This is a genomic window from Microbulbifer sp. MLAF003 (assembly GCF_030012965.1).
Classification (GTDB): Bacteria; Pseudomonadota; Gammaproteobacteria; order Pseudomonadales; family Cellvibrionaceae; genus Microbulbifer; species Microbulbifer variabilis.
Genome location: NZ_CP120232.1, coordinates 4,169,463 through 4,192,782 on the forward strand (window position 1 = coordinate 4,169,463; position 23,320 = coordinate 4,192,782).

At 50.3% G+C, this 23,320-nt stretch carries 24 protein-coding genes; 18 read left to right on the plus strand and 6 right to left on the minus strand.

Features of this window, described 5'->3' with window-relative positions:
- Positions 1–49: 49 nt before the first annotated feature.
- On the plus strand, positions 50–388 hold the full coding sequence (locus P3339_RS19935) for a hypothetical protein (RefSeq protein WP_020411870.1): 339 nt from the start codon (positions 50–52) through the stop codon (positions 386–388).
- 632 nt (positions 389–1,020) lie between these two features.
- Positions 1,021–2,844: an MFS transporter gene (locus P3339_RS19940; RefSeq protein ID WP_282951684.1), complete on the plus strand. Its 1,824-nt coding sequence runs from the start codon at positions 1,021–1,023 to the stop codon at positions 2,842–2,844.
- 254 nt (positions 2,845–3,098) lie between these two features.
- Here the strand turns inward: P3339_RS19940 and P3339_RS19945 are convergent, their stop codons facing one another.
- Both P3339_RS19945 and P3339_RS19950 read right to left on the minus strand, forming a co-directional pair.
- Positions 3,099–4,211: an FTR1 family iron permease gene (locus tag P3339_RS19945; protein WP_282951685.1), complete on the minus strand. Its 1,113-nt coding sequence runs from the start codon at positions 4,209–4,211 to the stop codon at positions 3,099–3,101.
- Between the two features lie 41 nt (positions 4,212–4,252).
- Positions 4,253–5,029 carry a c-type cytochrome gene (locus P3339_RS19950; RefSeq protein WP_282951686.1) on the minus strand — a complete coding sequence of 259 codons (777 nt, stop codon included), beginning with the start codon at positions 5,027–5,029 and terminating at the stop codon, positions 4,253–4,255.
- A gap of 170 nt (positions 5,030–5,199) precedes the next feature.
- Here P3339_RS19950 and P3339_RS19955 point away from each other — a divergent pair, with 170 nt between their 5' ends.
- From P3339_RS19955 to P3339_RS20025, 15 genes are all read left to right on the plus strand, one after another.
- Entirely contained in the window at positions 5,200–5,679 is a 480-nt protein-coding gene (locus P3339_RS19955) for a glutathione peroxidase (RefSeq protein ID WP_020411865.1), read from the plus strand.
- Positions 5,676–5,936: a MarR family winged helix-turn-helix transcriptional regulator gene (locus tag P3339_RS19960; RefSeq protein WP_282951687.1), complete on the plus strand. Its 261-nt coding sequence runs from the start codon at positions 5,676–5,678 to the stop codon at positions 5,934–5,936. The genes P3339_RS19955 and P3339_RS19960 overlap by 4 nt, the downstream gene beginning before the upstream one ends.
- A gap of 5 nt (positions 5,937–5,941) precedes the next feature.
- Positions 5,942–6,172 carry a winged helix DNA-binding protein gene (locus P3339_RS19965; RefSeq protein ID WP_282951688.1) on the plus strand — a complete coding sequence of 77 codons (231 nt, stop codon included), beginning with the start codon at positions 5,942–5,944 and terminating at the stop codon, positions 6,170–6,172.
- Between the two features lie 397 nt (positions 6,173–6,569).
- Positions 6,570–8,105, plus strand: a complete 1,536-nt coding sequence (locus P3339_RS19970) for a 2-isopropylmalate synthase (RefSeq protein WP_282951689.1) — start codon at positions 6,570–6,572, stop codon at positions 8,103–8,105.
- Positions 8,106–8,873 (plus strand): hypothetical protein, encoded by a 768-nt coding sequence (locus tag P3339_RS19975; protein ID WP_020411862.1) that lies wholly within the window; start codon positions 8,106–8,108, stop codon positions 8,871–8,873. It abuts the gene before it with no gap.
- Positions 8,870–9,346, plus strand: a complete 477-nt coding sequence (gene rimI, locus P3339_RS19980; RefSeq protein ID WP_020411861.1) for a ribosomal protein S18-alanine N-acetyltransferase — start codon at positions 8,870–8,872, stop codon at positions 9,344–9,346. Before P3339_RS19975 ends, rimI begins: the two co-directional genes overlap by 4 nt.
- Before the next feature lie 154 nt (positions 9,347–9,500).
- Complete coding sequence (locus tag P3339_RS19985; RefSeq protein ID WP_020411860.1) at positions 9,501–10,883, plus strand: MATE family efflux transporter; 1,383 nt, start codon at positions 9,501–9,503, stop codon at positions 10,881–10,883.
- Between the two features lie 233 nt (positions 10,884–11,116).
- On the plus strand, positions 11,117–11,800 hold the full coding sequence (locus P3339_RS19990; protein ID WP_282951690.1) for a hypothetical protein: 684 nt from the start codon (positions 11,117–11,119) through the stop codon (positions 11,798–11,800).
- Positions 11,801–11,803: 3 nt separating this feature from the next.
- Entirely contained in the window at positions 11,804–11,986 is a 183-nt protein-coding gene (locus P3339_RS19995) for a hypothetical protein (protein WP_282951691.1), read from the plus strand.
- Between the two features lie 105 nt (positions 11,987–12,091).
- On the plus strand, positions 12,092–12,238 hold the full coding sequence (locus tag P3339_RS20000; RefSeq protein WP_282951692.1) for a hypothetical protein: 147 nt from the start codon (positions 12,092–12,094) through the stop codon (positions 12,236–12,238).
- Between the two features lie 45 nt (positions 12,239–12,283).
- Positions 12,284–12,436: a hypothetical protein gene (locus tag P3339_RS20005; protein WP_282951693.1), complete on the plus strand. Its 153-nt coding sequence runs from the start codon at positions 12,284–12,286 to the stop codon at positions 12,434–12,436.
- A gap of 364 nt (positions 12,437–12,800) precedes the next feature.
- Entirely contained in the window at positions 12,801–14,147 is a 1,347-nt protein-coding gene (locus P3339_RS20010) for a YHYH protein (RefSeq protein ID WP_282951694.1), read from the plus strand.
- Between the two features lie 30 nt (positions 14,148–14,177).
- Positions 14,178–14,735: a hypothetical protein gene (locus P3339_RS20015; protein ID WP_282951695.1), complete on the plus strand. Its 558-nt coding sequence runs from the start codon at positions 14,178–14,180 to the stop codon at positions 14,733–14,735.
- A 183-nt stretch (positions 14,736–14,918) separates the two neighbouring features.
- A complete protein-coding gene (locus tag P3339_RS20020; protein ID WP_282951696.1) occupies positions 14,919–16,376 on the plus strand; it encodes an ATP-binding protein in 1,458 nt (485 codons plus the stop codon).
- Positions 16,377–16,381: 5 nt separating this feature from the next.
- The gene (locus P3339_RS20025; RefSeq protein WP_282951697.1) at positions 16,382–17,053 is read left to right on the plus strand and encodes a response regulator; all 672 of its coding nucleotides are present in this window, start codon (positions 16,382–16,384) and stop codon (positions 17,051–17,053) included.
- Positions 17,054–17,122: 69 nt separating this feature from the next.
- Here the strand turns inward: P3339_RS20025 and P3339_RS20030 are convergent, their stop codons facing one another.
- The 4 genes from P3339_RS20030 to P3339_RS20040 all read right to left on the minus strand — a co-directional run bounded on the left by P3339_RS20030 (position 17,123) and on the right by P3339_RS20040 (position 21,347).
- Positions 17,123–18,886: an aminopeptidase P family protein gene (locus tag P3339_RS20030; RefSeq protein ID WP_282951698.1), complete on the minus strand. Its 1,764-nt coding sequence runs from the start codon at positions 18,884–18,886 to the stop codon at positions 17,123–17,125.
- A gap of 478 nt (positions 18,887–19,364) precedes the next feature.
- On the minus strand, positions 19,365–19,472 hold the full coding sequence (locus P3339_RS23640) for a hypothetical protein (RefSeq protein WP_353056941.1): 108 nt from the start codon (positions 19,470–19,472) through the stop codon (positions 19,365–19,367).
- Between the two features lie 600 nt (positions 19,473–20,072).
- Positions 20,073–20,564 (minus strand): hypothetical protein, encoded by a 492-nt coding sequence (locus tag P3339_RS20035; RefSeq protein ID WP_282951699.1) that lies wholly within the window; start codon positions 20,562–20,564, stop codon positions 20,073–20,075.
- A gap of 375 nt (positions 20,565–20,939) precedes the next feature.
- A complete protein-coding gene (locus P3339_RS20040; protein WP_282951700.1) occupies positions 20,940–21,347 on the minus strand; it encodes a hypothetical protein in 408 nt (135 codons plus the stop codon).
- A 361-nt stretch (positions 21,348–21,708) separates the two neighbouring features.
- On the opposite strand from P3339_RS20040, the gene P3339_RS20045 reads away from it, so the two are divergent.
- Complete coding sequence (locus P3339_RS20045) at positions 21,709–23,289, plus strand: peptide chain release factor 3 (protein WP_282951701.1); 1,581 nt, start codon at positions 21,709–21,711, stop codon at positions 23,287–23,289.
- The last annotated feature ends 31 nt before the right edge of the window (positions 23,290–23,320 follow it).

Sequence of the window (23,320 nt, forward strand, 5' to 3'; positions counted from 1 at the left end):
TCAGTTATTTATACGACTCTGCACAATCCTATTCCCAGAATAAGCGGCGATGGCCAGAGAAAATCAATTTAAACTGCTGGGCAAACGTCGCTTTCTGCCACTCTTTTTATCTCTCGTCACCACCTTTTTCAACGATGATTTATTCCGGAATGCTCTACTGGTCATACTGGCATTCCAGCTGGCAAAGTCAGAAGCCAATGCCCTGATCAACTTCGCCACCGGTTTTTACTTACTCCCGTTCTTCCTATTTTTAGTTACCGCAGGACAATTGGCAGATAGGGTAGATAAAAGCCGTATGCTGCGAATCATCAAACTGATAGAGATTCCTATAGTTCTACTGGGTGCGGCCGCCCTCTTTATTGGCAGTAAAATTCTGCAGCCCATTTGATTAACTGGCTCCACTGATTATTTATGACACGGTGCCTCGACAAGTCCGCTTTATACTGCCAAGAAGTATCGGTACTTCTGCGATTCACACTGAAACATGGCGGCCCCTCTCCTATTTGGTATGACTTACCCACAGGGGACTTCACAAAGACCACTCGTGCCGAACTGGAGCGGGCCATCGGTCAGGGCGAGCTACTGTGTATTTTTCCTGAGCTAGAAGTTGGTGAACGTACTTGGGATAGACGGATAGGGAAAATCCTTGCGCACAGTGAACTTCCAGTCATTCCGCTACTTTTAACAGGAAAGACGCAATCGGGTTCAATTCAAGATACACAGGGCAATAATGAACATCATCATCTATTTAGACGGCTTTATCTCCTCGCTGATAAGCCTATTAATGGCGCCAGTGTAAATAAAGCGAGTATTGAGCGACAGTTTTCTTATCTATGGAAAAAGTATTTCTAGCTTGAAACAAGCCAGGCAAATATGACTGCCACAACCTGCTAGCATTCTTATAACTAGCATCTTGATATTTCCACACTATTGGGCGGCGAGGCTGCGTTTACTGATGCCCTAGATACTTAGAGCCTCTCGGCAATATCCAGCGCTAATAATTCTATGAAGCGAGCATCAATGGCTCAGCACAATCAATTCAAACTGCTATGTAGACGCCGATTCCTGCCATTATTTCTGTCGCTGACTACCGCGGCATTCAATGACAATATATTCAAAAATGCGCTCCTGGTAATGTTGGCATTCCGCCTATCAGAAGGTCAGGCCAACGCACTGATCAACCTGGCTACCGGCTTCTATATATTGCCCTACTTCTTATTTTCCATTACCGCCGGGCAGTTGGCCGACAAGTATGACAAAAGCGTAATCATCAGAATATTGAAGCTGGCTGAGATTTTTATTGTGATACTCGGGGCCTATGCCCTGATTTACAACAGCCGTACCCTGGACTTTCTTGTGCTCTTCCTGCTGGCAGCACACACAGCGATCTTCAGCCCAGTGCAATATGCCATTTTACCCCAGCACTTGCAGCGCCAGGAGTTAATGGGCGGTAACGGGCTTGCACAAATGGGCTCCTTTGCCGGGGTACTTATCGGTACCATTGCCGGCTCTCTACTGGCTGGCTATACCAAACCGGGACAGCCTGGCCTATTCGATATAGGCTGGATCATGGTCATCGTCGCAATATTTGGCTACTTAACTAGTCGCTGGATCCCGACAGCACCATCATCGGCTCCCAAGCTACATATCGGCTGGAACCCCCTGTCACAGGCTTGGCGCATCTTACGGCTAACCATAAAAACACCATCTGTTTTTTATGCAATTATTGCCTGTTCCTGGTTTTGGCTGGTGAGCTCAGCCTATTTGGCCCAGATTCCCAGCTTCACTAGAAATATACTGGGCGCCCGTGAACCTGTTATCACCCTCATCTTATGCTGTTTATCTATTGGGGTCGCGGTAGGCTCACTGATGTGTGAGAGTCTCTCCAGGGGACGAATTACCTTCGGTATCGTGCCTGTCGGTGCGTTAGGTATAACACTGGCCGGTCTTGGGTTGGGTTGGAGTGCCGCCCAGTTTGAAACACTATCCGGGGCATCGGTAGCAGAGTACCTCCGCAGCGATGGCGCCTATGCAATCCTGATATACACCGCTTTACTGGGCATTTTTGGAGGTATTTTTATCGTTCCACTCTATACCATTATTCAGGACCGAACAGAAAAAACGGTTCGCGCTCAGGTTTTATCTCTCAATAACGTACTTAACGCTTTCTTTATTGTAGCTATCTCACTGCTGAATATCGTATTTTTGGACGTGTTGAAAATCACCATTCCACAGCTGTTTATTCTCATCGCTCTTTTAAATATTGCAGTCATAACCTTCCTCTTTTGCAAATTACCCGAATTTATTGTGCACCTGATAATCTGGTTTTCATCTCGCCTTTTGGTCCGCACAACACACGGAAACCTCAATCAAATACCCAAAAAGGGCGCGGCTCTATTGGCTTGCTCTCCTGACGGGAAACTTGCCCCTCTACTATTAATGGACACGTTTTCACGCCCTATTCGTTTTGTGTTGCCCAGGTCTATCTATGAAGCACCGGTATTGCACTTTATATTCAAGAATTACGGCACCAATCCCATCATCCATGACATAACCGAAGGTGAAGAGAAAGTATCTGGAGACATCCAAAATGCGCTAGGTAATGGTGATCTGGTTTGCTTATTCCCCAGTACTGGAACGAATAAAGATCATACCCAAGATAACCGGGTCTCTATCAACAGAGTTCTGTCCGGCATAACTACTCCCCTTTTTCCTATCTTTTTACAGGGGCTCAATACACACAGAAATAATAAGAGTAAAAAGCGGCAGAAACTTCTGTCCAAAGTTCATATCACCGCTGGAGCAGCAATTACTCCTGAAGATACGAAAACCTTTCACCAATGATCTCCAAAGGGTACTTGAGCAATTGTTCGTCGGCGCCAGTAATGCCCCTAGCTCCCCAAAAGCCATATTGCAAACTCACTGGCCCGACAACCAGAGACAAGAAAAAAACCAGCTTTCCCAGAACTCTGGCCGTGACAGGTAAGACTTTGACCGCTTTTAAAATTGACGCGGAAACTCTGCAAGAGCAAATGCAAACTTGAAGGAGGAGTAGGGGAGGTGATACCCGTCCACAAGAACGGGTATCTCGTTGACATCTAAGCCGCTTTGCCCGCAGCTTCAGCAGTAGCACCGCCTTTTCTCATCAGCCATAACGCGGCCACAAGAATAGTGGCCTGCAGACCTAGCCCCTGCCAAGTGGAGTAAATTCCCAACCAGTCAATACTGAATTGTACTGGAAGGGGTGAAATAGCAATCCAGGCCGCTTCCTGTAGCGCCGCCACCGCTTTTCCTGCGAGCACGAATGACAGGGCCAGCAGTACATAAGTGGTCGCAGAGAAGAACTTGCCAATCGGCAGGCTCACTGAGTAACGCATCAGGGCAAAGCCAACTACTGCGAGCAGGGCCACACCAGCGACAATACCTCCCCAGAGTGTGTTGTACTGACTTTCTGAAGTCTGCGCCAACAGCGACTGATAGAACAGAATAGTTTCAAAAATTTCACGATAAACCGCAATGAAGGCTAGGCCGGCAATCCCCCACAGGGCGCCAGTACTCAAGCTGCGATTGATACTATCTTGAATATATTTCTGCCACTCTGACGCCTGTGTCTTACTATGCATCCAGAAACCTACATAGAAGAGCACCATTGCGGCCAACAGCGCAGCGACACCTTCCATGACCTCACGGCTGGCACCGCTGATGGTGATAACGCTTTGGGCCGCAACCCAGGTGGCAAAGCCAGCTGCAAATGCACCAATCCAACCCAAGTGCACAAATTTGAGGGCATCGCGGCGTCCAGTCTTCACCAGAATTGTTGTCAGCGCAATTACCACCAGCAGGGCCTCCAGCCCTTCACGCAGTAGGATTACCAAGCTGGCAATAAACAAGGCGGCGCCGGACAGATTGCTATCCTCCATCAGTGCTTCCGCCTGAGCCAGTTGCTGCAGAATCGCCTCAACCTGATCTTCAACCTGTTGTGGGTCGCTGTCTGCGTTCAGTTGTGCACGCAAACCCAGCAGTTCACGCTCAGTGGCCTGGCGCAGATGCACATCCAGTGAATCCAGCGAGTTCTCAGCCATCTCAAAGCCATCCAAGTAAGCGCTGATAGCCAGAGTACGGGCACTGACAAAGTCGCCCTGCTGGTAGGCTTGCAGGGATTTTTGCAACTGTACACGCGCGACATCAATTGGGGTGTCCCCCTCTTCCATTGCAGTGCTAAACAGCGCGCTGGGATTTCCACGCAGAGCCGCTACTGACTGGGGGAAAAATCCGGACGGTCGCTTCGCAGTACCTGTGGGCTGTACATCACTAGATCCTGCAAGCTCAGCTTCGGTTCTGCAGCGTCAGCGCTTTCTCCTGTAAAAGCCAGGCTCCCCACGAAAAAAGCCAGTGACCAGCGCTGCTGTTCGTTGAGGTTCTTGAATGCTGTCATGGCAGTACCGTCGATACCATTGCTAATGGCATCATAGAGCCCAAGCAGCGAGCGATTCTCAGCCCGCTCGCGCTCGTGGAAATCGGTCGGTGCAGGTTCCAGCTGGGCCGCCAGAGGGCCATCCCCTTTACCTTCCACACCGTGGCAAGCGATACACTGAGCCTGATAGAGGGCACGACTTTCATTAAGATCGAGCAGCGTGGTAGGCAGAGAAAGCGCTGGCGCAATAGACAGTAATCCCTGTCGCAATTTAGCCGTGTGCACCTGGACCTCGGCAATAGCTGCTTTGCGCTGAATCGCCTCCTGTAAAGCCCTGGCTTCGGCGCGGATTGTCACAGCCTCTGCGGAATCCGCGAGCTGTTGCCCACGGTCGATCAACAACTGGGCAAACTCCTCCATCTCAGCATATTCATCCGTGTTAATGATCTCACCGTCGGCCACCGCCTCCGGGTAATCCACACCTATATATTCCGCCATCTGCATAAGCTGGCGCAGCTGCTGCTCGGAAAGGCCTGCCTGCTGGGCCTGGGTGGGGATTATCGTAATCGCCAACAACGCCACAAACAGGCGGGCCAGGTATTGGGAAAGGCGCATGGAGAGTCCTTTTCTGTTGCTGCAAACAATGTTGAGAATATGGCGCATAATATAATTGATAACCATTCTCACAACAAAGTCCGCATGAACACTAACTGCTTCAGAGATAAGCTTGTAATTTATATTGCACACAATTACATTGCGTACAATATAAATTACAGGAGATGATCATGACTGACCTCTACTCGATTCCCGTCAAGACTGCCGCTGGTGAGACTGCAACTCTCGAAGACTTTAAGGGCAAGGTGATCCTGATAGTCAATACCGCTAGTAAATGCGGCTTTACCAAACAGTACAGTGGGCTGGAAAACCTCTACAAAGAGTACAAGGATCGCGGCCTGACTGTTCTCGGTTTTCCTTGCAACCAATTCGGCAAGCAGGAACCAGGCAGTGATGAAGAGATTCAGGAGTTTTGTGAGCTGAATTTTGGAGTCAGTTTCCCTGTTTACGCCAAGCTGGACGTAAATGGCCCCTCTGCACATCCACTGTTTGTAGAATTGAAGAAGCGTGCACCGGGGCTGCTTGGCACCGAAGGAATCAAGTGGAATTTCACCAAGTTTCTGATTAGTAAGGACGGCGAACAGGTAAAGCGCTACGCTCCCAAGGACACTCCCGAATCCCTCCAGGCGGAAATTGAGCGGATGCTGTGACTGTGGTCTGTGATGATGATTCCATAGAGCTGGCTCTCAATCGCCAGCTCTGCTTTGCCCTTTACGCCGCCTCCCGAGCTATGACCCGGGCATATCAGCCCATGCTGAAGGACCTGGATATCACCTACCCCCAGTACCTGGTATTGATGGTTCTGTGGGAGTGGGCCGCGGAGGGGGATCAAAGCCACAAAGATCGGAGCCTTGGAGCTCTTGGCCAGCGCCTCATGCTCGATTCGGGCACACTCACCCCCTATTAAAGCGCATGGAGCAGCGCGGTCTGGTCCAAAGATACCGCGCCTCCTGGGATGAACGTGTCACCCTACTGTCGGCTACCGAAGTAGCTCTGGATCTTAAGCCCCGGGCCCGCGCCTGGGTACAACAACGCATTGACCAGTCTTCAATCACTAGGTCTGAAGTGGAGCAATTGCACGGAGACCTTTGGCAATTCCTGAATAAGCTGGGAAGTGAGACTGCCAGTTCACCTACTAAATAGACTCTACTGCTCCATTTATGCCCCCTCATTGGCCTCACAGTTTGAGGGGACATGTATTTATTAAATAAAATTCATTGAAAACCGATATAAAATAGGATGAAAAAACTACAAAAAAAAGAATAAAGTGCAAATTTAGGATAAACATTGACTGCAAGGTTGAAAAATATACATAATGTGTGAAATCCAGTCCGACGCGGATATCACCAGACATGAAGACTGACATCTGTACATTTAGCCAGCATCATCTCGCCCTAGCTTCCTCGCTACGACTGCCGCTACGCGGCATATAATTTCTCTCCCCCACCCCCAACAGAATTCCCAACTTTATTTGGACGGCGCATAGACAGCAGCAGAGCCGCTTGTTTAGCCTCGGAACAAATAAGGAGAACAAGCGAAAATGAGCACAAAGAAAGATAAGTTAGTCATTTTTGATACGACTCTGCGCGATGGTGAGCAGAGCCCCGGCGCCTCTATGACCAAAGAGGAAAAGGTACGTATTGCCCGTATGCTGGAGCGCATGCGGGTGGACGTTATAGAAGCCGGTTTTGCAATCGCTAGCCCCGGGGACTTCGAAGCCGTGCAGGCAGTCGCTGAAGCAGTGACCAAATCCCGGATTTGTAGCTTGGCCCGCGCGGTTAACGCCGATATTCTGCGTGCCGGTGAAGCCTTAAAGAAAGCCAACGCCTCCCGCATCCACACATTTATCGCCACCTCTCCGATCCATATGAAGTACAAGCTACAGATGGATCCGGAAGACGTGTTGCAGCAAGCGGTAAACGCAGTTAAAACCGCACGCCAGTTTACCGATGATGTGGAATTCTCCCTGGAGGACGGTAGCCGTTCCGAGCCCGATTTTATGTACCGCATTATTGAAGCGGTAATCACTGCCGGGGCTGGCACCATCAATATTCCCGATACTGTCGGCTACGGCGAACCAGAAGAATACGGTGCCATGTTCCGCCGGGTTATCGAGAGTGTCCCCAATTCCGATAAAGCCATCTTCTCCACCCATTGCCACAACGACTTGGGCCTGGCAGTAGCCAACTCCCTATCCGCCGTGATGAATGGGGTACGTCAAGTAGAGTGCACTATCAACGGTCTGGGAGAGCGCGCAGGCAATGCTTCCCTGGAAGAAATTGTTATGGCTGTGCAGACCCGCCAGGATCTCTACCCAGTAGAAACCGGTATCGATACCAGCCATATTGTACCCACTTCACGCATGGTTTCCTCAGTAACCGGCTTCCCGGTGCAGCCAAACAAAGCTATCGTCGGCGCCAATGCCTTCGCGCACGAATCCGGCATTCACCAGGACGGTGTACTCAAGCATCGTGAAACCTATGAAATCATGCGTGCTGAGGATGTGGGCTGGGGCCAGAACCGCCTAGTTTTAGGCAAACACTCCGGTCGTGCTGCCGTGCGCGCCCGCTACGAAGAACTGGGCATCAATTTCTCAGACAGCGAAGAATTCCATCAGGTATTCCTGCGCTTTAAAGAACTGGCTGACAAGAAACACGAAATTTTCGACGAAGACCTACACTCCCTGGTTGCTGAAAGTGAAGCTCCTGTGGAGCGCTTTCAGCTCAACGACCTGGATGTACGCAGCAAAATTGGCAGCGCCCCCCAGGCTTTTATCAGCCTGTCAATTGATGGCAAAGCTCACGAGACAGAAGCTAAGGGTGACGGCCCCGTAGATGCCACGTTTAAAGCCATTGAGCATATCGTCGATAGCGGTGCAGACCTGAAACTCTATTCCGTGAATGCTGTTACCCAGGGAACCGATTCCCAGGGATCAGTGACTGTACGCCTGGAAAAAGATGGCCGTTTGGTTAACGGGGTAGGGGCAGATACCGATATTCTAATTGCCTCCGCACAAGCCTATATGGATGCGTTAAACTTGCTCGCCAGTAGTGAGAGTAAAAAACAGGGCGTGTAAGTGAACGAACTGCAGCGAGCGGAATATTTGTCAGTACTTGGTGTCGCCAGCTATGCGCCGCGCTTCGTATTGCCGCTCGCACCGGAGCCTCGCCAAGCCCTGCTGCCACCGGCTGTAGAGGCTGCCCCACCCCCACTGCGACAGGCAGAGCCCGCTGCCAACCCTCTGCCTCAATCGGTAGCGCACATTGTCTCTACCCCAGAGCAGGCTGACACAGCTGTTAGCCCGCCGGATATTGCAACGCTTACCGGTGGCGTACCCCAAGTGCAACCTGCGGTCATTACGCAGGTTGCGCCGCCCCGACAGGAGGTTCGGCCATTTGTCCTCAATTGCTGGCGACTCGGGGAAGAGCTTCTCGCTGTGGACAGCCATGAACCCGGAGCCGCCCTACCGCTGGATGCCCTGTTTGGCAATATTGTACAAGCGATGAACTGGCATCAGTTATCGCGTCAGCAGGAGCGCTTGCACTGGCCTCTGGCACAAAACCGCTTTGGCCCGATAGCCGATGCCTCTGAAGCTCGAGATACTTTTTCCAGCTGGCTAGAAGCTTCCTGTGCCCGCCACCCGGTAAAGTCTATTTGGCTGATGGGCGATGAAGCACAGAAGTTTTGTACTCCCATTCCACTCGATGAAACTGTCAATAATTGGCAAGGGGTCCGTGTCATCGGCATGCCAAGCCTGTCCCTATTGTTACAGGAACCCGAGCGCAAACGCGACCTCTGGCAATTACTGCGTGTAACTTACCCGGCAGAGACAGAGGCAAAATGAGTTTGCCGGCAGCTGTTGGGTTACGAAAACGCCTGGCAGGAGTAACTGATTGTGCAGCTCTCGCTGCGCTTGCACGCAGTGCTCACAGCCACCCGTGGAATGAAACCCAATACCGACAAAGTCTTGAGTCTGGACACCAAGGCTGGCTACTTGAGAATGAAGGGGAAATGATCGCCTGCTGTGTCATCAGCCATCTATTCGACGAGGTGGAAATCCTCGATGTAGCCGTCGCTCCTAATTGGCGCCGGCACGGCATCGCCGAGAGATTGCTCAAGGGGTTAATCACAGAGCTACCCGATGACATCCGGCGGCTACTGCTTGAGGTGCGCAGTTCAAATCTCGCCGCACTCTCGCTCTACCGCAAACTAGGTTTTTCTGAAGACGGCTTGCGTAAGAATTACTATCCCGCAGAAAACGGTAGCAGAGAGAATGCTGTACTCATGAGCCTCGCCCTGGACGATAGCGGGTCGTAAAATACCCACTGACAACAGAAAGGACCGTTTTCTCACTGCGCCTAGAGGGCGACTTTCAAGGGGGCGCCCTGCCAAACAGCGTCACCACCCATCAGTTTTTGCGGCAGCATCACCGAGGTTCCCACTGATCCGACCGCGTAAAAAGAGTTATTGAATGACGCTATCGAACAGCAGCCCATCACTCCTCGAAGGCTCGGTACCCGCTCACCTGCAGAGGCTGGCCCTTCCTATGGTATGGGGCATTCTCGCCGTAATGTCCTTCAATATTGTGGACACTTTCTTTGTCTCCCAATTGGGCAGTGCGCCACTGGCGGCCATGAGTTTTACCTTTCCCGTAGTGATGGTAATCAACAGCTTTGCTATCGGCCTGGGCGCCGGCACCTCATCGGCAGTCGCCCGTGCCTTTGGTGCCGGAGAAGTACAGGATGTACGCAGACTGGTTACCGATACTTCGATTTTGGCGTTACTGATCTCCCTGGTAATCTCAGTTGCCGGCCTGCTCACGATCCGACCACTATTCTCACTGCTTGGTGCGAGCCCTGAGCTACTGCCACTCATTGCCGACTATATGGTGCCCTGGTACCTCGGCACTATCTTCGTGATTGTCCCCACGATCGCCATGTCCGCCCTACGCGCCATCGGCAACAGCGCCTTGACCGGGCGTATTATGGTGGGTGTGGCCCTGTTTAACCTTATTCTCGATCCCATCCTGATCTTTGGGCTGTTTGGCTTCCCCCGCCTGGAATTACAGGGTGCGGCAATCGCGACGGTCATCGTGCGCGCACTGAGTTTCTTTGCAGCTCTTTATTTCCTGATTCGCCGCGAACACTTGATGGCCCCACCCCAATGGCACCTGGGCACCCTAATTGAATCCTGGCGCAAGATACTGGCCGTAGGACTGCCGGCGATACTGACCAATGTGATCATCCCCATGTCTGGCGGTGTCGTTGTAGCACTGGTTGCTGTGCATGGTGATGATGCCGTTGCCGGTCTGGGGGTAGCGATGCGTATTGAGCCGATGGCTCTGATTATCTTCTATGCGCTTTCAGCGGTAGTTGGTCCTTTTATGGGACAGAATGCTGGAGCTGGAAAAATCGATCGGCTGCGGGAAACTGTCAGCGTACTGGCACGTTTCTGCCTCATACTGGGCAGTAGCCTGGCAGTACTTTTGTATTTTATTGGCGAACCTATCGCGCGCCTGTTTAGTGAGTCCCCAGAAGTTATCGCCGTGGCAGTCGCCTACCTCACCCTGGTGCCCATCAGTTATGCCGGTTACGGCTTTGTAATGTCAGCCAATGCCGCCTTTAACGGCCTTGGACGCCCCCTGCCCGCTACCATGATTTCCTTCTTGAGGGTGCTCGGTATCTACCTGCCCCTGGCTTGGCTGGGAAATCAGCTATGGGGAATGACCGGTTTGTTTGTTGCGACAGCCACATCCAATATCCTCCTGGGTATCCTTTCATGGTGGTGGCTACGCCACGATACCCGACAGCGTACGGCCGAAGTAGCCACCCCGGAGCAGCTGCCAGCCAGCTAAACAGCAGCCCCGGGCACACCGGGGCTTACTCCCCACCTCAGGCACTCCACTCACTCAAACGTCAGTACCAGTCAAGGAAGCGACCGCCACTTTTCTCTTCATGCACATTACTTCCACTTTTCCTCGATCGCTTCAGACACCACCGGCAAGCCTCACCTCAAATCCGGCATTTCCGGTGAAGGATCACTTAGAAATCGACCAATTCCCAACATGGTCGGTGACCTATGGAAGCAATGGAATACCCCCGCTCAAAGCAGCGCCTGCTGCCTGAGAAAATCCTGTTAATCATATTCATTGGCTTGTTAGGCGGATGCGATCGGGATAACCCAACCCCAGAAAGCTCTGACTCGAGTGAGAATTTAAGTAACTTCACTGAAAACTTGGATAATTCCCCCTGGATAATAAATATCGACAATAAACGCGCGCCCTATATTTACGAAGCCAACAGTCATGAACAGGTTCTGGTGAATGTACAGAGTGTCGATTCGGTTACGGTGAGTGGAAAAGATTATTCGAGTGTAACGGCCCCCGGTATCCCCGACTATGAAACCGAAATTACTGAAGACCTGTACGAATGGCTCCTAAGTCGACCCAGGGTGGATACCGGTTTCGTCAGCGGCAATCCACTCCTACAGGTTGGCGATCTCATCAGATTTGGCCAGGACATCGGCTATCGCAGTAACTCTTCCTGTGGCGTGAATGCTGGCTATGATTACTGGCCATCAGACCCGGTCTGCCCGGAAAATATCTCCCACGAAGGGTATTTTCCGCTGGTGCCGGAAGAGTCTGGGGAGGCGAGTGAAACTGGCCTGGGTGTCCAAGGGTACTGGGTTAACGGTGCCTCTATCGATCAGTGGAGCGACGGCCAGGTTTTGGATGGAACCTTGCACACTCTGGCGCCAGTGGCAGAAATGTAGGATGTGGATATTTGCGGCGGGCACGCCGCACGTGGCGATTACCACCACCATTCCTATAGCGACTGCCTTGCAGAGCTTGTAGCCGACATAGGTAACATCCACCCACCCATTTACGGCTCTACTGCCGACGGCTATGCAGTTTATGAGCCCTCGGAAGAAGATGGTGTGCTGACCAAAAGTAGCTGAGCTATCCGAAAATTACGACGATCCAACTCAATCAGCGGGTGTGGTTCTCCCGGATAGAGGAACTGCCGGCTGGTCGACGAATACGACCTGGCACGGGGTTATGAAGTGCTGAATAAGCCTGGTCCCAGTACCAGCGATACTTTTACCGCTCTGTCCGGCAATATCTTCAAAACTTCTGCCGGCTTCTTTTATAGGGATTACTACTGGGACCCGCATCTAACCGCACAAAGCGGCGCTTATCTGGACCAATAGAATGGGCACAGTAATAGAGAGCGTGGCTACCATTACCACCTGACCGTGACCCTGAGTGACAACACGCAGTTAATTCCAGCCTTCCCCTATACCCTTGGCCCACGCTTCTTCGGCAAGCTGGACGATCAAGCCCTGGTAAATGTCTGCTCCGATGAAGTCGGCGGCGGGCTGCCACCCAGACCACCTCCACGCCCCTGATTCCCTCCGTGACTCGACGGGACTCCAGCGCACAGGCTGTGTGCCGGAACTCTGTCCATAAAAATATTGGGCTTTGCAAAAATTAACACCATTACCCCAGGCGCACTGTACACAATGCCCGGCGATAAATAATCATAGGTACAGGAGGAATTTGCTCTCTCTAAAAAATGACTGAATTACTTAGCGGCAAAGACATAGGACAGCTTTTCAGTTTAGGTTGTCGGGGGAATTTCCAGTTTAGAAACCGCTTCTCAGTATAATTCTTGTACTGCATCCAGTATCAAAATGCACAGCAAGCATCCATATTTTGTCCACTTTTCTCGGGTAGTTTCAAAGTACTTATCCTTTGATGCCTCGGTGGATTATGAAAATAAAAGCACTCTTAAATCACGACGGGTACTCGCTACTGTCCTATGCCCTCTCCCTCACATTACTCGCTGGTGTACTGCATGGCTGTGGAGGTGGTGGAAACTCCTCCTCTGAAACAGAAACAAGCAGTGATGTGAGCAGCAATGGCAGTGATGGCGATAGTGACTCTGGGGATAACAGCAGCGATGATGGCAGCTCGGGGGATGCCGGTGTTTGGATCATCAACACCACCGATGAGCGCGCTCCTTACATCTATGAGAATAACAGTAATGAACAGGTTCTGGTAAACGTACAAAGTGTCGAGTCAGTAACGGTGAGTGGCAGAGACTATACACGGGTAACTGCTACAGGCATCCCCGACTACGAAATTCTTATCACTGACAATATCCTCAACGCGCTTCTCAGCCGCCCCAAAGTCAGCACAGACTTCCTCAGTGGCAGCCCTACAGTGCAGCCAGGGGATATTATCAGTTTTGGTCAGGATATTGGTTACCGCAGTAATTCCTCTTGCGGCGCTGAAGCTGGATATGGTTTTTGGCCACCGGGGCCCGTTTGCCCAGAAAACGTTTCCCATGAAGGCTATATTCCCAAAACGCCAGAAGCTGCTACCGAGGATTGCGAGACCGGCCTCGGCGTCCAGGGCTACTGGGTGAACGGCACGTCAATTTACCAATGGAGTGATGGCCAGTCGGTTAACAACACCTGGCACACTCTCGCACCTTTCGCAGAGGTCTACGATGTGGATGTCTGTGGAGGCCATTCCGCCAATGGCGACTACCACCATCACTTCTACAGCAACTGCCTCGCTGACCTGGTGGGTGATGTGGGTAATAGCCACTCACCAATCTACGGCTACACTGCCGATGGCTATGCCATTCACGGCCCCTGGGAAGACGACGGCCAACTGGCACTGAGTAGTTGGGCGGTGCGCAACTATAACGATCCCAACTCGAAAACCGGCTGTGGCGATGCCGGAGAGCGGAGCTGTCTCTTGGTAGATGAATACAACATCAACCAGGGGACCCAAACCACCAATAATACCGGTCCCACTACCAGCGGCAGCTATACCTCTCTATCGGGTAATGAATTCGATACAACCTCTGGTTTCTTTTACGAAGATTACTACTGGGATTCCGAATTAACCGCTCTGGGCGGAGCCTACCTTGATCAGTACAACGGGCACAGCGATAGCGAGCGCGGCTATCACTACCACCTAACGGTTACGCTCAGTGATGATGCCCAGCTGATACCGGCATTCCCATTTACTTTTGGGCCGCGCTTTTACGGAAAACTGGACGACCAAACTATCGTGAATCGATGCTCCACTACTTTCGGTCGTTAAAGTTTAATCATACTTGGAAGCGAGCAGCTTATGAAATTACACAAGTATTTAATTGCCGGGTTCCTGGTATATGCAGTGATCGGCACCCTCACAGTGATAGCCCAAGCCAATCCGCATACAGGACACGGTGGTGATCAGCACCCCATTGTGGAAATACCAATGCATATTGCCACACCGAGAATTGAGCTGAACATCAGCCGGGATACGATGTCCGGATTCAATTTACACATCGACTTTGACCGCTTCGAACTCGAATCACCTCGCGATGCCAGTGATACCCCACAAAGATTTCTTGAGGGCCACGCACATCTTTATATTAATGGCAAAAAAGTACAGCGCCTCTATGCCGCCGATGTGCACCTGCCAGAAAAGCTATTACGGCCCGGATTTAACCAAATCACTGTAACCCTAAATGCACACGATCACAGCACCTGGAGCCGTGGAGGTAAACGGATACTGGCAACCCTCTTTATACAGTGCGACCGGGAAAACTTTGTCTTACACCGGTTTTCCACTTCGCCAATTTCTCTCGGAGCTTCCGTTAAAAATCAGGCTCCAACACTGGGAGCCACCCTTGCAAATAATTGAGCTTTTGTTCTGCACAGCAAAAGCTACTCACCCGCCATGGGAAAGAAAATCATCTGCGTATTTACTGCATAATTACTGTACGTGTACGCTTGTGTTACAACCGACCAGCACAGGCATGACCCAGGATCAACGGAACGGGAGGATTCGCCGCGTTTACAGCCTGAAGGACGAACCGGATACGATATGTCGTTAAATATTCGCTACAAACTCAGCTTGGCATTTTTACTGACCACCGCAATTACCGTCGGTGGTATGTTTGTATTTTTCCAGTGGAGTTTTAGCCACGGTTTTCTCGCCTACATGCGTGCACAGGAACTACGCGATGTTGAAGACCTTGTTCAAGCGCTGGAAGACTTTTATGCACATAAAGGGAGCTGGCAGTCCCTGGAAGGCAACGGCCATGAATGGCTGGACCTACACCATCAAACCATCTTTCGCCAACTGGGACAATTACCACCACCGCCCCCTGGCGGCCCCGGCAGGCCTCCAAGGGGCATGGGTCCAGAAGGTGGCAGACCAGGAATGCCTCCACCCGCTGGTGACCGTCTCGGCCCACGCCTAAGCCTGCTCGATAGCGAAAAGCGCCTGGTGATTGGACGCCCCGCACCAGCAGAGAAATTGCTCTACCAACCCTTGACCGTTGAAGGCAAGACAGTGGGGTTTCTCACTATCAACCCACCGGCATCCCTGTCCAATAATTATGAGCAGGGCTTTATACGGGAACAGTCACGTACTTTTGCACTGATCTCTATTGTCACCTTCATCCTGGCCCTTGGTATCGCCCTGCCCCTGGCCTGGCAGCTGGTTCGCCCCATCCGCCGCCTAGCTGAAGCTACCCATCGCCTTACCTCCGGCAATTACAAAACCCGTATCGATATTGAACGCAGCGATGAGCTGGGCCAGCTAAGTGCGGATTTCAACCGGCTGGCTGCAACCCTTGAGGCCAATGAGCACGCACGCAATCGCTGGATGGCAGATATATCCCATGAATTGCGCACTCCACTGGCAGTGTTGAAGGGACAAATTGAGGCGTTACAGGATGGTGTACGCACCGCTTCCCCAAAAAACCTCGATATACTCCATGATAAAATTCACCAGTTAAATCGCCTGATCAACGACCTCTACGAACTCTCCCTATCTGACGTGGGAGCTCTTAGTTATTGCAAAACCGATATTCCCCTAGCTCCATTACTAAATGATATCGTCGATGATTTTCGCAGTGCCTTTGCGCAGAAAAATATAGCCTTGAAATTGACCAATAAACTAAGTGCAGACAGGCTCATCTATGCCGATGCGGCGCGCCTACAGCAGCTATTCGGCAACCTGCTCACTAACAGTTTGCGCTATACCGATAGTGGCGGCCAATTACGAGTTTCAGCCCGTGCCAAAGCACAAACCGTTATCCTCACTTTCGAGGATTCAGCCCCTGGAGTCACCAATGGGGATATACCCCACCTTTTCGACCGCCTATACCGTACTGAAAGTTCACGTAGCCGCGAGACCGGTGGGGCTGGCCTGGGTTTGTCAATCTGTCAAAATATTGTCAAAGCCCATGAGGGCAGTATCTCAGCCACCTCTTCGCGCTTAGGAGGCCTGGAAATCAGTATTTTTCTCCCCCTTATTCAGCGGATCAAATGGTAGGAATAATGACCGCAAAAATCCTTATAGTTGAAGATGAAACCGAGCTGGCCAACCTGCTGCTGGACTATTTACGCGCAGCTGAATATCAAGCCGATATCCTTTCTGATGGCAATCAGGTTGTGCCCTATGTGAAGTCCCAATCGCCAGATTTAATTTTGCTGGACCTGATGCTCCCCGGAAAAGGCGGACTGGAAATCTGCGAGGAAATCCGTCGCACCAGTAATGTACCGATTATTATGATGACCGCCAGAATAGAGGAAGCAGACCGCCTGCGAGGGCTGGAAATTGGTGCGGACGATTATGTGTGCAAGCCGTACAGTCCCAGGGAGCTGGTAGCAAGGGTAAAGGCGGTATTACGTCGTACCACTGCCACCGGGCAACCAGACCTGGGCACGATACAACTGGAACCCAAAACCAGGCAGCTGCGTATTGGCGGCCGCGATGTTGGTTTGACCTCCCTGGAGTTTCACTTGTTTGAGCTGCTCTACAGTGAACCCGGCCGCATTTTTTCCCGAGAGCAAATCATGGATCGCATCTATTCAGATTACCGGGTAATCAGCGACCGCACTATCGACAGCCATATCAAAAAAGTACGCAAGAAAATAACCGCTGTACTACCAGACACAGAGCTTATTCAATCGGTGTATGGGGCGGGATATAAATTCGAGATGCAATAATAGCCTTGTTATTCACAGGCAAATTTTGGTGCTTATAACAACTGCTGGGGGCAAGCCCCAGCTAAAAAATTACAGGGCTTCGGTCGCCTTTTGCAGCCACTCGGCAGTCTTCTCATTGACCAGCGGCGTAATAGTATCGCGTACGCGCTGGTGATAGCGATTGAGCCAGTCCAACTCCTTTTTTGTCAGCAGCTCCACATCAATTAAACGGTGATCGATCGGCGCCAATGTCAGCTCCTCAAACTCCAGAAAACCGATGTAATCCGCACTCTCTTTAACGAAAACCAGATTTTCTATTCGAATTCCATATTGGCCGGTAAGGTAAAAGCCGGGCTCATTGGAAAGAATCATGCCTAGCTGCAATGCCACACCAGTGGCTACCTTGCCAATTCTCTGTGGTCCTTCATGCACACTTAAGAAACTGCCAACCCCATGGCCTGTACCATGAGCATAATCCAGACCCGCCTCCCACAGTGAGCGCCTTGCGATAGCATCTATCTGCTCTCCGCAGGTGCCTAGTGGGAAGCGCAGGGTGGCTATTGCAATGTGGCCCTTCAGTACTCTGGTAAAGTGCTCCTTTGCAGGTGCCGGAAATTTCCCCAGGGCCACTGTGCGAGTGACATCGGTAGTGCCATCCGGGTATTGAGCCCCGGAATCACACAGGTAAATGCTTTCCGCTTTCATCGCCAAGCTGGATTGATCACTCACCCGGTAGTGCACAATGGCACCGTTGGGTCCGTAGCCCGAGATAGTTTCAAAACTATTTCCGCGGAAACCCTCGCGCTCCTCGCGCTTGCTATACAGCAGTTGCACCGCCGACAGTTCGTCAAGGCCATTTTGAACCGCACTGGGTAACTCGCACAGAAACTCACACAGTGCCGCGCCATCGCGCTCATGGGCGGCCCTGGAGCCGGCCAGCTCCACAGAATTTTTACAAGCCTTCGCCTCAATCACGGGATCGCGCTCAAGTAGCAACTGTAAATCCAGTTCGCGCAGCTGCTGCAGGGTCCAGCAATTGCTTATTGAGGCATCTACCCAGATCTTATTGGCATGGCGACGGCGCAAGTCTTCGAATAACTGCCCTTTTTCTGACACCAGTATCACTTCGTGATCCAGATGCTCCAGCACCCCTTCACCAATAGCCTGCTCGGCCAGGTACAGTGTGGCACTGCCATCCTGGTACAACACCGCATTAGCCAGGGCAACGGGGAGGTGGGGAATATCATCACCGCGGATATTAAAAAGCCAAGCGCAGCTTTCGGGGTTGGGCAGCCAAAGGGCATCTACACGTTTTTCCGCCAGTAATCCAGCAATACGCTGGCGCTTTTCTCTAGAGTGCTCCCCGGTAAATACCAATGGATGTGGACGCGCGGCTCCACAGGGAGGGTGGGGCCGATCCCGCCAAACCGCATCTATTGGATTTTGTTCCAGTGGCCGGAGGGAGATATCCCTCTCGGCGAGACGCTTTTTCAGCAGTGCCAGTCCAGGTTCGGTATGTAAACGTGGGTCAAAGCCAAGCGACTGTCCTTCACGTAATTGATCGCAAACCCAAGCAGCAATAGCCTGACCATCAAGGTTTTCCAACTCAATGGGTTGATCCCCTATCTGCTGCTCTCCCTGCAATGTATAACGCCCATCGACAAACAGCGCTGCTTCCCTCTGACTGATTACTGCCATGCCGGCGGACCCGGTAAACCCAGTTATCCAGGACAGTCGTTCATCGGCGGCGGGTACATACTCATTCTGATATTCATCAGCGCGGGGAACCAGGAAGGCCTCCACCCCCTGCCGCTTGAGCTCACCACGCAACGCCTGCAACCTGTCCTGACTCATAGATCCCCCTTAACTTAAGAGAACTGCAAACCCGTTCACCAGCCTTGACTGGTCCCACTGTGCAATCCGCCCAACATTGATTTGGCTGAAAGGCCAACTTTATTCGAAAGATGTCCAGAAGCGCCAGCCCTGACAGCAACTCAGCCCATTGGAGCTTGGTCTTCGCTGATCAAGCTCACATATTGCCTAATTCGCAGTATACCCCACCCTCTAAACAGTACCGGCGCATACAAAACCAACCTCAGCCACAAGAAAATCTGTATATAGGCATGTTCACAAATCGACTTGTTGTTAACCGTGAAAATGTATACATACTGAGCACTGTCGGACACTTGGCAGAATACAGTGGCTGAGATGGCACAAAGAATATGAAGTGGAACACTACCTGATTTAAATATTAATTTTCTAAGGGTAAAATTTCTGCAAGCCACTCAAGTTGCCACCCTCAGCAAATCCCACTCCTAAGGTACAGCTTCCACTAACTACTCAAGTCATCACCCTTGGCAAGTCCCCACCTAATGGTATAGGCAGGAGATATATAAGCCTCCTGTATCTTCCATTTCTTTTGAGGGCCTATAGCCCCCAGATAAAGGGTTCCCTAGCCAGACTTTAAATTGAGTCTTTCGATCTTTTGTATAGTTTCCCCTCACCTGGCAATTACGACCCAATAATGGACTTTCTGACCTGCCGAAAATCTACCTACGAATCACCGGTGATGTATGGGCGATAATGGTAACTTCGGCGATCACATCACCTAATGATACGCAATATTATCAACGATATTTTCTTCGGACACGCAACGGTTAATCCCGTTTACGACTCCGTGTAGCAAGCAGGTGAACTCACACACAACAGCCAGGGATTTGCCTTTGTGTAGAGCAAAATGTCTAGATATTAAGAAACAGAAAAAATATGATTAAAGGATATTGGTCAACCAAGGATTTATACCAGCACTACCGCTGCTCAAGCCGTACATTTTTTAGATGGATAAAACGAGACACAAACCCTTTTCCATAGCCACACATCAAAGCATCTGACAGTCACAAACATTGGGCTATCGATGATATTGAAAAGTGGGAGTCTCAAGTTTCACATCCAGAAGCAGCTTAAGACCAATACTTCCCCACCCGAAGAGAAAAGCTTGTATTTTATCGGGCGGGAAGGATATCAACCCGAAAAGAGCACCTTATATTAACTTATTCGATTGAATTATCCCATTTGGTAATGGCTGATTGCCATGTCGGTCACCAAATACAGCTTTAACTCCACCTTTTGGCGCATGACTGGGAAGCTCCAATTTTAATTGTCTTAGTAGCACACCACCGTGCTGTTCTGGTTTCATCGCTTGATTTCCAACTCCGCTCACCCAAAGCCCTCCAAATGCTTGTCGTGGCGAACCCGGAATTATTTTGTTGCCAACATAATGTACGTCCACGTATACCTTTCGAGCGGTACCATTAAATATAATTGCATTTTTAAAAACAAAAACATAAGTATTTGGATAAGTCACAGCAGATGAACGAACCAAACACTCCAAATCGGTATAGGTAAGACCATTATTGGCCCACAGTTCAATTTTATTTATTAAAGTATAAGTTGCCCCAGAACTATAACAACTATTACACATCATCATTCTCCTTACATAACCGTCGCAAATAAATTTATCTACTAAGTTCAAGTAAAAAATCTGACTTGGGATTATTTGTCGGCACTAAGGGGTAAGTTGTTACGCTTCGAACTTCATTATTTATCACACACAATTACACGGCGTCTTTTATTGCATTTCTCAATAAATCTATCTCCATTGCCCATAATCAATTAATAGAAAATAATTATTTCTTCTGCGTTAAAATTGAGCGGGTATTACATTTTGTGTATCTCTAAAGGATTTTCGATATCGAAGGCAAAAAGATTTTAAATGGATATTAGTCGATCAAAGGTGATGAGCAGTGGGAGGTTCAAATTTTACGCCTAAAAAATACACAGTTGTTTTCCAGTCCATCCTTAGCGATGGCAGGCACCTCATCGCCTTCGCTAAGGATTACTTACTTATTTAGGCGTCGATGTTGAATCTTATTTTGTATTCCCCAGTAAACACATTTTGAACCAATACATCTGAACTGCACTTAGATGAAGGGGTTGCTCCTATTGAAAATTGATAGTAGCCATTCATCTGGATAACTGACCAATTGAACCTACATGATTGATAGGTTAATACCCCAGCATCCGCCACACTATTAGTGATAGAGGTGTGGAAAGTCGAATTGTTTGCAACTGCTGGGCTTGGAAATAATGGAGAAATAATCCCGGTTGAATTTGTTCCATTAATGAGCACATTATCAGAAGAAGTGTTATTTTTGAGTTCTATGCTTGTTGATAATGTAGATGCCAGTGCCGGTACAGAGTGCGCTACTGATACAAGTAATGCTGCTGTTAGAAAAAATTTTCGTTTAACTTCCATTTCAGTGCTCCTTGAAAATGACGTGTGAAGACTTTCAGCAAGTCCATAGTCATTTCAACCCAGCCTGTCATCAAATGTCAATATTGTCACATCAATACAAAACATGGACCGCGAAAACTAATCAGTGAAGCTAACCCAGGAACGTTGGAAAGAGTCAACTCCAGCAACAGTAAATGTATACAGCCAAGAGCCTACCCTGCCACCCTATTAGCATCGACCAGCCTGACCGGATAGTATTCATTGGTCACCAGCCAAGAGCAAAACCAAAGGCCAATTTGATATAATGCGTCCTTTCGGATTCGGCCTTGGAGTATATTTCTATATGTGTACACAGGGCGTACACAGATAAGGTTAAATCTAAGTGAACCAAGATTTTTCTCAACGATTTCAAAGACGTAGAACTTTCGCCATCATTTCCCACCCGGATGCCGGTAAAACAACCGTGACCGAAAAGTTACTTTTGTTCGGAAACGCAATCCAGATGGCAGGCTCTGTCAAAGGTAAGAAGGGGCCCCATGCGCGCTCTGACTGGATGACCATGGAACAAGAAAGGGGCATCTCTGTCACCTCATCGGTCATGCAGTTTCCCTACAAAGAGCGCACGGTTAACCTGCTCGATACTCCTGGACACGAGGACTTCTCCGAGGATACTTACCGGGTACTCACCGCAGTGGACTCGGCACTGATGGTGATCGATGGGGCCAAGGGGGTCGAAGACCGTACAATAAAACTAATGAATGTGTGCCGCCTGCGTACCACTCCCATTCTATCTTTTATCAACAAACTCGATCGGGACATTCGAGACCCCATCGAAGTGATGGATGAAATTGAGGAGGTCCTCAACATCCAGGCCGCTCCTATCAATTGGCCGCTCAGTTCCGGCAAAAGCTTTAAAGGGGTTTACAACCTCTACACCGATACGATTCACGTATTTACCCAAGGCCAAGGCCACACCATCCCGGATGATATCCAGATTAAGGGACTTGATTCAGCAGAGGCTGACGAATTGCTCGGGGAGTACGCAGAGGATATCCGCGAGGAGATCGAGCTGGTGCGCGGTGCCACCCATGAGTTCAATCTGGAAGCTTACCTAGCGGGCGAACTTACCCCAGTATTTTTTGGTACTGCCCTTGGTAACTTTGGCGTTCGTGAAATGCTCGATGGGTTTGTGGAGTGGGCTCCGGGTCCCCAGTCCCGCGCTACCCAAGAGCGCCAGGTTGAACCGAGCGAAGAAAAGTTTTCCGGTTTTGTGTTTAAGATCCAGGCCAACATGGACCCCAAACACCGGGATCGTATCGCCTTTATGCGCGTTTGTTCCGGTACCTACTCCCGCGGAATGAAAATGAAGCATGTGCGCATTGGCAAGGATGTAAAAATTGCCGACGCCGTGACGTTTATGGCCGGCGACCGCACCCATGTAGAAGAGGCCATTGCCGGTGACATTATCGGCTTACACAACCACGGTACTATCCAGATTGGCGATACATTTACCGAAGGTGAGGCTCTTAAATTTACTGGTATCCCCAATTTTGCTCCAGAGTTGTTCCGCCGGATTCGCCTCAAAGATCCGTTGAAACTGAAACAGTTACAAAAAGGTTTACAACAGCTTTCTGAAGAAGGCTCTACCCAGGTATTTTTCCCGCTGGATAACAACGACATTATTGTCGGTGCCGTTGGTGTATTGCAGTTTGAAGTGGTTGCCTATCGCCTTAAGGACGAATACAAAGTAGAAGCCATTTACGAAAATGTAAATGTGAATACAGCCCGTTGGGTGGAAAGTGAAATCGTCAAAGAACTGGAGAACTTCAAACGCAAAGCAAGTACCAATCTCGCCATTGACGGTAGCGGCCACCTAACCTATCTGGCACCAACCCGAGTGAATTTGCAGTTGGCAGAGGAGCGTTATCCGGATATTCGCTTCTACGCTACCCGTGAGCATTAATTTATGCGGGCTTTTCCTGAGACCATTTGCC